At 62.2% G+C, this 11,916-nt stretch carries 8 protein-coding genes; 5 read left to right on the top strand and 3 right to left on the bottom strand.

Annotated features, from left to right (window positions below; all coding sequences use genetic code 11):
- Nucleotides 1-30: 30 nt before the first annotated feature.
- The 5 genes from CF161_RS09820 to CF161_RS09800 all read left to right on the top strand — a co-directional run bounded on the left by CF161_RS09820 (nucleotide 31) and on the right by CF161_RS09800 (nucleotide 8,473).
- Entirely contained in the window at nucleotides 31-3,879 is a 3,849-nt protein-coding gene (locus tag CF161_RS09820) for a bifunctional diguanylate cyclase/phosphodiesterase (RefSeq protein WP_043229060.1), read from the top strand.
- 165 nt (nucleotides 3,880-4,044) lie between these two features.
- On the top strand, nucleotides 4,045-5,298 hold the full coding sequence (gene glyA, locus CF161_RS09815) for a serine hydroxymethyltransferase (RefSeq protein ID WP_020296428.1): 1,254 nt from the start codon (nucleotides 4,045-4,047) through the stop codon (nucleotides 5,296-5,298).
- A 330-nt stretch (nucleotides 5,299-5,628) separates the two neighbouring features.
- Nucleotides 5,629-6,942 carry a C4-dicarboxylate transporter DctA gene (locus tag CF161_RS09810; RefSeq protein ID WP_043229058.1) on the top strand — a complete coding sequence of 438 codons (1,314 nt, stop codon included), beginning with the start codon at nucleotides 5,629-5,631 and terminating at the stop codon, nucleotides 6,940-6,942.
- Nucleotides 6,943-7,023: 81 nt separating this feature from the next.
- Complete coding sequence (locus CF161_RS09805; RefSeq protein ID WP_020296426.1) at nucleotides 7,024-7,728, top strand: FadR/GntR family transcriptional regulator; 705 nt, start codon at nucleotides 7,024-7,026, stop codon at nucleotides 7,726-7,728.
- Nucleotides 7,729-7,774: 46 nt separating this feature from the next.
- Complete coding sequence (locus CF161_RS09800) at nucleotides 7,775-8,473, top strand: GntR family transcriptional regulator (RefSeq protein ID WP_020296425.1); 699 nt, start codon at nucleotides 7,775-7,777, stop codon at nucleotides 8,471-8,473.
- A gap of 69 nt (nucleotides 8,474-8,542) precedes the next feature.
- Here CF161_RS09800 and yjiA read toward each other — a convergent pair whose 3' ends face one another.
- From yjiA to CF161_RS09785, 3 genes are all read right to left on the bottom strand, one after another.
- Nucleotides 8,543-9,514: a GTPase gene (gene yjiA, locus CF161_RS09795; RefSeq protein WP_020296424.1), complete on the bottom strand. Its 972-nt coding sequence runs from the start codon at nucleotides 9,512-9,514 to the stop codon at nucleotides 8,543-8,545.
- A gap of 116 nt (nucleotides 9,515-9,630) precedes the next feature.
- Nucleotides 9,631-9,828 carry a YbdD/YjiX family protein gene (locus CF161_RS09790; protein ID WP_007895266.1) on the bottom strand — a complete coding sequence of 66 codons (198 nt, stop codon included), beginning with the start codon at nucleotides 9,826-9,828 and terminating at the stop codon, nucleotides 9,631-9,633.
- A 17-nt stretch (nucleotides 9,829-9,845) separates the two neighbouring features.
- Nucleotides 9,846-11,912 carry a carbon starvation CstA family protein gene (locus CF161_RS09785; RefSeq protein WP_020296423.1) on the bottom strand — a complete coding sequence of 689 codons (2,067 nt, stop codon included), beginning with the start codon at nucleotides 11,910-11,912 and terminating at the stop codon, nucleotides 9,846-9,848.
- Nucleotides 11,913-11,916 lie beyond the last annotated feature (4 nt).

Here is an 11,916-nt window from a genome sequence, read left to right as displayed (position 1 = left end):
GCCAGTCCAGCCAAACCGCAGGGTCACAGCTTGTCCAATGTCATTCCGCCATCTTCCGTGCGCGCAATCGCCTCTGCGCCCGGCTCTCCCCTGCGCGGCACCCTGAAGGGGGGATTGGCAACGCTGGTACTGCTGCTGCTCGCCCTGCTGTTTTGGCAGTTGCTCGACCAACTGCAGCAAACCCGTAAAGACCAGCACCAACATGCCATCGACTACAGCGCCGATCTGGCTGATCACCTCAGCCTGAACCTGGCGCTGAACGCGCAGATTGCCCTCAACCTGCTACCGATCGTCGAACAGCCCCGCGACACCGAGCAACAGCAGCAACTGCTGAAAAAACTCCAGCTGTCCCTGCCGGATGTGCGCAGCGTCGCCCTGCTCGATGCCCAGGGCCAAGTGCTGAGCGACAGCGCCACCGACAGCCAGGATGCCGCCTGGCTGGCAAAACTGGTCGAGCGCAGCCACGCCCAGCGCTTCTTCTTCGGCAATGGCCCGGAAGGTTCGGTGGTGTACCTGTTACTGCACCAGCCCAGCGGCGCGGTAAAGGGTTATTGGGTACTGCGGGTCGCCCCGAGTTTCTTCCAGACCCTGACCCGGCACAGCGACGAAAGCTTCCGCCCGGTGTGGGTGGTGCAAAACCGCCTGACCCAACAAGTCATCAGCCGCGATGAAAGCAGCAGCCCGACGCCCGGTCAGCTTTCGCCCGACGAAATGGCCAACACCGTGCTGGTCACGCCCCTGGGCAATAGCGATTGGCAATTGCGCGGCCTGTTCGATGAGCGCGCGGTGATCGAGCAACTGCTGCCGGCCTTTATCGGCAAATGCCTGCTGGGCCTAGCCTTCTCGCTGATTCCGGTGATCGCCCTGCTGAACATGCGCCGGCGCCAGCGCCAATTGCACGAAGGTCGGCGCCGTTACCAGGATATTTTCGAAGGCACCGGCGTGGCCTTGTGCGTGCTGGATATCTCCGGGCTCCCGGTTCTGCTCGACAAGCTGCAACTGCGCACCAGCGAGCAACTCAGGCACTGGCTGCAACAGAGCCCCGAGCAGCGCCTGCAACTGTTGCAGGAACTGCGCATTACCGAAGTCAACCAGGTCGCCCTGCGCCTGCTGAATGTCGACGCCTGCGAAAGTGCCTGGAAACTGCTGATCGACGGCTGCCCGCTCAACGGCAACGCCATCGGCATTCAACTGCTGGATGCCGTGCTCACCCGCCAAAAGCAGCTGGAGCTGGAAATCAAGCTCAGCGATGCCCAGGGCAAGGACCAGCACCTGTGGCTGGTGCTGCGCCTGCCGGAAGACCCGAGCGACTACCGCGCGGTGATCCTCAGCATCAGTGACATCACCAGCCGCAAGCTGATCGAACTGTCGCTGCTGGAGCGTGAAGGTTTCTGGTCGGACGTGGTGCGCACCGTGCCCGATCACCTGTATGTGCAGGACGTGATCAGCCAGCGGATGATTTTCAGCAACCATCACCTGGGGCAGACCCTGGGCTACAACAAGACCGAACTGCACCAGATGGGCGAGTACTTCTGGGAGATCCTGCTGCACCCCGAAGACGCCGACCTCTACCACCGCCTGCGCCAGGAACAGCGGCATGCGGGTTATGCCCAGCTGTTGCAATGCCAACTGCGCTTTCGCCACCGCAGCGGCCAATGGCGGCGCTTCGAGATCCGCGAACAGGCGCTGGCGCGGGATCGGCACGACCAGGTCACGCGGATCATCGGCGTGGCCAAGGACATCACCGACCAGATCGAGGCCAGCGAATCCCTGCGCGACAGCGAGCAGCGCTACCGCATGCTCGCCGAAAGCATCAGCGACGTGATCTTCTCCACCGACAGCCAGCTGTCGTTGAACTACGTGAGCCCGTCGGTGCTGGCGGTGCTGGGTTATGAAGTGGACTGGATCTTCCAGAACGGCTGGCAATCGACCATCGCCAACCCGCAGCAACTGACCGGCATCTACGCCCTGATGGACCGGGTCAGCAAGGCCCTGGACAAACCCGAGCAACTGGCGCAGTTGCGCAGCCAGGTGCAGACCCAGCTGTTCCTGTTCGATTGCCTGCGCGCCGACGGCCGCAAGATCCCCATCGAGCTGCGCCTGGTGCTGGTGTGGGACGAACACGGGGCGTTCGAAGGCGTGCTCGGCGTTGGCCGCGACATCAGCCAGCAACGCCGCGCGGAAAAAGACCTGCGCATGGCGGCCACGGTTTTCGAACACTCGACCTCGGCGATCCTGATCACCGACCCGGCCGGCTATATCGTGCAGGCCAACGAGGCCTTCAGCCGGGTCAGCGGTTACGCGGTGTCCCAGGTACTCGACCAGTTGCCGAACATGCTGACCGTCGACGAACAGCAGGAAGCCCACCTGCGCTACGTGCTCAAGCAACTGCACCAGCACAGCACCTGGGAAGGCGAAGTCTGGCTCAAGCGGCGTAATGGCGAGCACTACCCGGCCTGGGTCGGGATTACCGCGGTGCTGGATGACGAAGGCGACCTGGCCAGCTACGTGTGCTTCTTCAGTGACATCAGCGAGCGCAAGGCCAGCGAGCAGCGGATTCACCGCCTGGCCTACTACGATGCCCTGACCCACTTGCCCAACCGCACCCTGTTCCAGGACCGCCTGCACACCGCCCTGCAATCGGCGGAACGGCAGAAGTCCTGGGTGGTGCTGATGTTCCTCGACCTTGACCGCTTCAAGCCGATCAACGACTCCCTGGGGCATGCCGCGGGCGATCGCATGCTCAAGGAAATGGCCACGCGCCTGCTGGGCTGCGTCGACGATGACGACACCGTGGCGCGCATGGGCGGCGATGAGTTCACCCTGCTCCTGCAGCCTCGCGCCAGCCGTGAAATGGCGCTGAACCGGGCGATTCATGTCGCCGAGCAGATTCTCGCCAGCCTGGTCAAACCCTTCGTGCTCGAGGGCCGTGAGTTCTTTGTCACCGCCAGTATCGGCATCGCCCTGAGCCCGCAGGACGGTAATGAACTGAGCCAGTTGATGAAGAACGCCGACACCGCGATGTACCACGCCAAGGAACGCGGCAAGAACAACTTCCAGTTTTACCAGGCGGACATGAACGCCAGCGCCCTGGAGCGCCTGGAGCTTGAAAGCGACCTGCGCCACGCCCTGGAGCAGGAAGAATTCGTCCTGTACTACCAGCCGCAATTCAGCGGCGACGGCAAGCGCCTGACCGGGGCCGAGGCCCTGCTGCGCTGGCGTCATCCGCGGCGCGGGCTGGTGCCGCCGGGGGACTTCATCCCGGTGCTCGAAGAGCTCGGGTTGGTGGTGGATGTCGGTGACTGGGTGATCAGCGAGGCCTGTCGCCAGCTCAAATCCTGGCACCTGGCCAAGGTCCGGGTGCCGAAAGTCTCGGTGAACATCTCGGCGCGGCAGTTCTCCGACGGCCAGTTGGGTACGCGGATCGCCACCATCCTCAAGGAAACCGGCCTGCCGCCGGCGTGCCTGGAGCTGGAACTGACCGAAAGTATCCTGATGCGCGAAGTCAGCGAGGCCATGCAGATTCTTGCCGGCCTGAAAAACCTGGGGCTGAGCATCGCCGTCGATGACTTCGGCACCGGCTACTCATCGCTGAACTACCTCAAGCAGTTCCCGATCGACGTGCTGAAAATCGACCGGACCTTCGTCGATGGCCTGCCGTCCGGCGAGCAGGACGCGCAAATCGCCCGCGCCATCATTGCCATGGCCCACAGCCTGAACCTGGCGGTGATCGCCGAGGGTGTGGAAACCCACGAGCAGCTGGATTTCCTGCGCGAACACGGTTGCGACGAGGTCCAGGGCTACCTGTTCGGCCGCCCGATGCCGGCCAATCGCTTCGAAGCCCAGTTCAGCAACGACGCCCTCTTCATGTTCGACTAGAAACAGCGGCAAGCTTCAAGCGACAAGCGGCAAAAGAAAAGCGCTCCGCTTGCTGCTCGTCACTTGAACGCTGCTTCTGTGCGACATGATGTCCTTTCATATGCCATCTAAAACCCATTGGGTTAGAATGCCTCCCTTTTCTGCCCCCGATCCTTGAGGACCGCCATGTTCAGCCGTGATTTGACTATTGCCAAGTACGACGCCGATCTCTTTGCCGCCATGGAGCAAGAAGCTCAGCGCCAGGAAGAACACATTGAGCTGATCGCTTCGGAAAACTACACCAGCCCAGCGGTGATGGAAGCTCAAGGCTCGGTATTGACCAACAAATACGCCGAAGGCTACCCAGGCAAGCGTTACTACGGCGGCTGCGAATACGTCGACGTGGTTGAGCAACTGGCCATCGACCGCGCCAAGGAGCTGTTCGGCGCCGATTACGCCAACGTCCAGCCCCACGCCGGCTCCCAAGCCAACAGCGCGGTGTACCTGGCCCTGCTGTCGGCTGGCGACACCATCCTGGGCATGAGCCTGGCCCACGGCGGTCACCTGACCCACGGCGCCAGCGTTTCCTCCTCCGGCAAGCTGTACAACGCCATTCAATACGGCATCGATGCCAACGGCCTGATCGACTACGACGAAGTCGAGCGCCTGGCACTCGAGCACAAGCCGAAAATGATCGTGGCCGGCTTCTCTGCCTACTCGCAGATCCTGGACTTCCCGCGCTTCCGTGAAATCGCCGACAAGGTCGGTGCGTACCTGTTCGTGGACATGGCTCACGTAGCCGGTCTGGTCGCCGCTGGCGTCTACCCGAACCCGGTGCCATTCGCCGACGTGGTCACCACCACGACTCACAAGACCCTGCGCGGTCCACGTGGCGGCCTGATCCTGGCTCGCGCCAACGCCGACATCGAGAAGAAGCTGAACTCCGCGGTATTCCCGGGCGCCCAGGGTGGCCCGCTGGAACACGTGATCGCCGCCAAGGCCATCTGCTTCAAGGAAGCGCTGCAGCCTGAGTTCAAGACCTACCAGCAACAAGTGATCAAGAACGCCAAGGCCATGGCCGGCGTGTTCATCGAGCGCGGTTTCGACGTGGTTTCCGGCGGTACTGAAAACCACCTGTTCCTGCTGTCGCTGATCAAGCAGGAAATCTCCGGTAAGGACGCTGACGCCGCTCTGGGCAAAGCCTTCATCACCGTGAACAAGAACTCGGTACCGAACGACCCACGTTCCCCGTTCGTCACTTCCGGCCTGCGCTTCGGCACTCCAGCCGTGACCACTCGCGGCTTCAAGGAAGCCGAGTGCAAGGAACTGGCTGGCTGGATCTGCGACATCCTGGCAGACCTTTCCAACGAAGCGGTGATCGACGCCGTTCGCGAGAAGGTCAAGGCCATCTGCAAGAAGCTGCCGGTATACGGCGCTTAATAGCCCGCATAACGCAGTAGAAAAGCCCGGCCCTGGTGCCGGGCTTTTTTGTGGGTGGGTGTTTTGTGGGTCAGAGACGGCCTGCGCTGGACCTGCTCCCCCCACAAACACTCCAGGCACAACGCCCCTCCTCAAAACACCCCGCCCGCCCTATCTGACGCCACTGGTCAGACCGGTCATGCCAATTTCCGCCATCCCCCTTGTAAACCCATAAAATCCGAGCGTAGACTGCGCCTGCACTGGACATACCGGTAAGACCACAATAATTAAGTCCTGGATCCGCAAGCGCTAACCCGCACGGCAGACAGGACACCGATCAGGATCCTCCTCATGCTCAGATGGTGCTCGCGTTCGATTTTCCTCCAGGTTGTTCTCGGACTGATGCTCGGCGTCGTTTGCGGACTCACCCTTCCCGAATTCTCCTCACAACTCAAACCGCTGGGCGATGGCTTTATCAAGCTGATCAAGATGCTGATCGGCCTGATCGTGTTCTGCGTGGTGGTCAGCGGCATTTCCGGTGCCGGCGACCTGAAAAAGGTCGGGCGCATCGGCCTCAAATCAGTCATCTACTTCGAAATCCTCACCACCATCGCCCTGGTGATCGGCCTGGTCATGGCCTTCAGCACCGGCATTGGCAGCGGCGCCAATATCCATCTGGACCAGCTGTCCAGCGCCGACATGGGTGACATCGCCCAGCGCGGCCAGCATATGCAGGGCACCGCGCAGTTCCTGATGAACCTGATCCCGACCTCGGTGATCGGCGCCTTCGCTGATAACAACATCCTCCAGGTCCTGCTGTTTTCCGTGCTGTTCGGCAGCGCCCTGAACCTGGTGGGCGAAGCCGCCTCCGGCATCTCGCGGCTGATCAATGAACTCAGCCACGTGATCTTCCGCATCATGGGCATGATTGTGCGCCTGGCGCCGATCGGGGTGTTTGGCGCCATTGCCTTCACCACCAGCAAGTACGGCGTGGATTCGCTGCAACACCTGGGCAGCCTGGTGGGGCTGTTCTACCTGACCTGTTTTGCCTTTGTCGCGGTGATCCTGGGCCTGGTGATGCGCCTGTCGGGCCTGCGCATGCTGCCGTTCCTCAAGTACCTGCGCGAAGAACTGCTGATCGTGCTCGGCACCGCCTCATCCGACGCCGTGCTGCCGCAGATCATGCGCAAGCTCGAACATCTGGGGATCGGCAGCTCCACGGTGGGCCTGGTGATCCCCACCGGCTACTCGTTCAACCTCGATGGGTTTTCCATCTACCTGACCCTGGCCATCGTGTTTATCGCCAACGCCACGGGTACGCCGCTGTCGATGTCGGACTTGCTGACCATTCTCCTGGTGTCCCTGATCACCTCCAAAGGTGCCCACGGCATACCCGGTTCGGCGCTGGTGATTCTGGCCGCGACCCTGACGGCGATCCCGGCGATTCCGGTGGTCGGCCTGGTCCTGGTGCTGGCGGTTGACTGGTTCATGGGCATCGGTCGCGCCCTGACCAACCTGATCGGCAACTGCGTGGCCACCGTGGCCATCGCCCGCTGGGAGAAAGACATCGACCTGCAACGCGCCAACAAGGTCTTGAGTGGCCAGCAGGGTTACGGCTTCCAGCCGCGCAAACCTGCCGCGGCCGCTCATCAGCAGGAGTTCTAGGCAGCACTTGTGCCTGCCGGCGGCAGGCACAACAATCAGCGCCCGCCGATGGCGGCGTTACCGATACCCATGGAGTGAACAGTGATCAGCTCGTCGACGGTGGTAAATTCAGTGGTGGAAAAACTGCGGGCAGCCTTGGCCCGTGGCCAATGGCGCTGCGGCGACATGCTGCCCGGGCAACGCGAGTTGGCCGAACAACTGGGCATCAGCCGTCCAAGCCTGCGTGAGGCGGTCACCGTTCTGGAAACCCTGGGCCTGGTGCGCTCCCTGCCCGGCAAGGGTGTGCTGGTGCTCGAAGCCAGCCTCAACGAGCCATCGATCAGCAGCAGTGGGGTGGCCGGTGCCAGCCTGGAAGACGTGCTGCAACTGCGCTATACCCTTGAGCCCTTTATCGTCGGCCTGGTGGCTCAGTCCATCAGCAGCAAGGAAGTCGGGCAATTGCGCCTGACCCTGATGGACATGCGCGAAGCCCTCGACGCCAACGACAGCGAAGCCGGGATTAACGCCTACATTGCCTTCCATGAGGAGCTGTTCGCCCTGACCTCCAACCCGATCTTCCAGAACGTGGTGCAACAGACCAGCAATGCGCTGAAGCAAAGCGCGGACATCCTGCGCAACTCGCCGGAACACCTGGCCGAGCGCCTGCAGGAAAACGAAGCGGTGGTACGGGCCATCCGCAACAAGAACAGCGCGCTGGCCAGCGCCGAGATGCGCAAGCATATCCTCCAGGAAGGCCAGCGCATGGGCATCGAACTGAACATCCCGGACGACAACCTGGGTCACTGACCCGATGTAGAACACTTCATATCGGCAACCGGACTGGAGACAGGCCATGGCCAGCTGCGCCTTGAACAATCATGCATTCATCCCCAGCGGCGCCCTGCCCCGCCTGGGCCGGGGCCAGAGAAAGCTGCTGGTCGACGATGTCTATCCACAGATTTTCGAAGCCATTCTCGAACAGCGCATCACCCCCGGCAGCCGCGTCACCGAAGAAAGCCTCGGCCTGGCCTTTGGGGTGAGCCGCAGCATCATTCGCCAGGTATTGGCCCGGCTGTCCCACCAACAGGTGATCATCCTGCGCCCCAACCACCGGCCACAGGTGGCGGCGCCGGACATCGAGCAGACCCGGCAGATCCTGCATGCCCGGCGCCTGACCGAAATCACCCTGGTGCGCCTGGCCTGCCAGCAACCACGGCCCCGGCACTTGCAGCCGCTGCGCCAACTGATTACCCGCGAACGCGAGGCTATCGAACGGGATCAGCGCGGGCCGGCCATTCGCCTGTCCGGCGAGTTCCACCTGCAACTGGCCGAGGTGGCGGGCAACGGGCCGCTGGCGCACTTTCTGGCCAGCCTGGTGCCGCTGACGTCCCTGGCCATCGCCCACCATGAATCCCGGGCCTGCAACTACTGCGCCTGGCAGGAACACTCGGCGATTGTCGATGCCCTGGAAACCGGGGATACCCAGGCCGCTGAAGCTTTGATGAACCAGCACCTGGACCATCTGGAAGCCAGGCTGCTGGGCGCACGTTAAACCCGGCTCGGGCCGGCCGGCTGCCGCACGCCTGTGCGGCGGCCGAGCCTGTCCATAGAGGGGTAGGCCTTAGCTCGCAGCCACTCGTGCAAATCCTGCACGAATCTTTTCTTCCGGCAGGTCGTCGGCGATAAACACAATCACGCTTTCCCGCGCTTCGCCTTCGGCCCATTCGGTGTCCCAGTCGAAGCCGTACAGCTTGAGCACGCCCTGGAACACCATGCGCCGCGGTTCGCCGGCGATATTGAGCACGCCTTTGTAGCGCAGCAATTGCTTGCCGTGGTCTTCCAGCAGCTCGTTCATGAACTCGCTGAGTTTTTCGATATCCAGCGGCAGGTCGGTGCGCAGCACCAGGCTGGAAATACGATCGATCGAAGGCGCCTTGCTCACCGGACGCAAGCTGACGCCACCGCCCAGGTCGGCATTGAGGTTGAACCCGCGCACATCCAGCAGCTCGGCCAGGTCGATCTGGCCGTGCTCCACCACGCGGATCGGCGCCCGGCGGTTGATCCGGGTCAGGCGTTCGCTGAGGGCGTTGAAGGTGGCGTCATCCACCAGGTCGCGTTTGCTCACCAGCAGCCGGTCAGCAAAGCCGATCTGGGCCTGGGCGATGGTCTGGGTCAGGTGGTGCTCGGCATGCGCGGCGTCCACCAGGGTGATGATGCCGTCGAGGATGTACCGCTCGCGCAGCTCTTCATCGATAAAAAAGGTCTGGGCCACGGGCGCCGGATCGGCCAGCCCGGTGCACTCGATCACCAAGCGGTCGAAGGCGATTTCACCGCTGTCCAGTCGCTCCAGCAGCAGGTACAGCGCCTTGGTCAAATCGGTGTGGATGGTGCAGCAGACGCAGCCGTTGGACAGAGTCATGACTTGCACCGGCTCGTCCCCCAACAGTTGGGTGTCGATACCGGCGTCGCTGAATTCGTTCTCGATCACGGCGATTTTCAGGCCGTGCTCGGCTTTGAGCAGGTGCCGCAGCAGCGTGGTCTTGCCCGCGCCAAGAAAGCCGCTGAGGACGGTGACGGGAATGGGTGCTGACAAAACGAAGATCTCCCTTGGGCTGAAAAAACTGTAGGAGCTCGGCCTGCCGGCGAGGTCAATTCAGACCTCGCCGGTAGGCCGGCTCCTACAGTGGGGTGTTGCCTAGTCTGTGTGCGTCAACAGCACTTCGGACCGCCCTTGCCGCCGTAACGTGCTTCCTGACGTTCGCGAAAGAACATCTCGTAGCTCATCACCGGCTTGTCCGGGTGCTTGGTTTGCATATGCTCGACGTAGTTGTCGTAGTCGGGCATGCCGACCATCAGGCGCGCGGCCTGACCGAGGTATTTACCGAGGCGACTCAGGTCATTGAACATGTTTGCAAATCCTCGGGTTACGCGTCCGGCAGGGCCTGGAAGGGCGATTCTTTATCCGTACGTTCCTTGGTGCCCCAGGCGGCGATGCCGACCTTGAGCGCATAGAACAGGATGCTGAACACCACCAGCAGGAACAGCGCGGTCAGCGTTGCGTTGGTGTAGGCGTTGAAGATCACGTGCTGCATCTGCTCGATGCTCTTGGCCGGGGCCAGGATCTGACCGCCTGCCAGGGCATCGCTGTACTTCTTGGCCAGGGACAGGAAGCCGATCGCCGGGTTGGCGTCGAACAGCTTGATGAAGCCCGCCGTGGTGGTGCAGATCAGCAGCCAGACAGCCGGCAGCATGGTCACCCAGATGTAGCGTTGGCGCTTCATTTTGATCAGGACCACGGTCGCCAGCATCAGCGCGATACCCGCCAGCATCTGGTTGGAGATACCGAACAATGGCCACAAGGTGTTGATGCCACCCAGCGGATCGATCACCCCCTGGTACAGCAGGTAACCCCACATCGCCACGCAGCCGGCGGTGGCGATCAGGTTGGCGGTCCAGGATTCGGTGCGTTTCAGCGCCGGCACGAAGGATCCGAGCAGGTCCTGCAGCATGAAGCGTCCGGCACGGGTACCGGCATCGACTGCGGTCAGGATGAACAGGGCTTCGAACAGGATCGCGAAGTGGTACCAGAACGCCATGGTGTTTTCACCCGGCAGGACACTGTGCAGGATCTGCGCAATACCGACGGCCAGGGTCGGCGCACCACCGGCGCGTGCCAGGATGGTGGTCTCGCCGATGTCATGGGCCACCGCTTGCAGGGCTTCCGGGGTAATTGCAAAACCCCAACTGCTAACGGTTTGCGCCACGGCCACCACATCACCGCCGACCACGGCCGCCGGGCTGTTCATGGCGAAGTACACACCAGGCTCGATCACCGATGCGGCAACCATCGCCATGATGGCCACGAAGGACTCCATCAACATGCCGCCGTAACCGATGTAGCGGGCGTTGGTTTCGTTATCCAGCAGCTTGGGCGTGGTGCCCGAGGAGATCAGCGCATGGAAGCCCGATACCGCGCCACAGGCGATGGTGATGAACAGGAACGGGAACAGGCCGCCTTTCCACACAGGTCCCGTGCCGTCGATAAACTGGGTCAGGGCCGGCATTTTCAGCTCGGGCATGGTCACCAGGATGCCGATCGCCAGGGCGATGATGGTGCCGATCTTGAGGAAGGTGGACAGGTAGTCCCGGGGCGCCAGAATCAGCCAGACCGGCAGCACCGCCGCGACGAAGCCGTAGCCGATGAGCATCCAGGTGATCTGGATCCCGGTGAAGCTGAAGGCTTTGGCCCAGACCGGATCAGCGGCAATCTGCCCGCCCAGCCAGATGGAACCCAGCAGCAGCAAAACGCCGATGACCGAGATTTCACCAATGCGGCCCGGGCGGATGTAGCGCATGTAAATGCCCATGAACATCGCGATCGGGATGGTCGCCATCACCGTGAAAATACCCCATGGGCTTTCGGCCAGGGCCTTGACCACGATCAGCGCCAGCACCGCGAGGATGATGATCATGATCAGGAAGCAGCCAAACAGGGCGATGGTCCCGGGGATCCGGCCCATTTCCTCGCGCACCATGTCGCCCAGGGAACGGCCGTTACGGCGGGTCGACAGGAACAGCACCATGAAGTCCTGGACCGCACCCGCCAGTACCACACCGGCAATCAACCAGAGTGTGCCGGGCAGGTAGCCCATTTGCGCCGCCAGCACCGGACCGACCAGAGGGCCTGCACCGGCAATAGCCGCGAAGTGGTGACCGAAGAGAATGTGTTTGTTGGTCGGGACGTAGTCCAGACCGTCGTTGTTGAGCACGGCGGGGGTTGCCCGGCGTGCATCGAGTTGCATCACGTTATTGGCGATGAACAGGCTGTAGTAACGGTACGCAACCAGATAAATGGCCACTGCCGCGACCACAATCCACAAGGCGTTGATCGCCTCGCCGCGACGCAATGCCACTACGCCGAGGGCGCACGCTCCTACGATTGCCAGCAGCAGCCAGGGTACATGGCGTAGCAGGCTATTATTATTTTTCATTTTT

This window comes from Pseudomonas sp. CF161 (genome assembly GCF_000416215.1).
In the GTDB taxonomy this organism is placed as follows: Bacteria; Pseudomonadota; Gammaproteobacteria; order Pseudomonadales; family Pseudomonadaceae; genus Aquipseudomonas.
Note: the sequence above shows the minus strand (reverse complement) of the source record. Positions and strands in the feature narration are given on the sequence as shown.

Coding starts and splice junctions, on each gene's coding strand:
- glyA (WP_020296428.1), top strand. CDS start 4,045: ATGTTCAGCCGTGATTTGACTATTGCCAAGTACGACGCCGATCTCTTT.
- CF161_RS09810 (WP_043229058.1), top strand. CDS start 5,629: ATGCTCAGATGGTGCTCGCGTTCGATTTTCCTCCAGGTTGTTCTCGGA.
- CF161_RS09800 (WP_020296425.1), top strand. CDS start 7,775: ATGGCCAGCTGCGCCTTGAACAATCATGCATTCATCCCCAGCGGCGCC.
- CF161_RS09790 (WP_007895266.1), bottom strand. CDS start 9,828: ATGTTCAATGACCTGAGTCGCCTCGGTAAATACCTCGGTCAGGCCGCG.
- CF161_RS09785 (WP_020296423.1), bottom strand. CDS start 11,912: ATGAAAAATAATAATAGCCTGCTACGCCATGTACCCTGGCTGCTGCTG.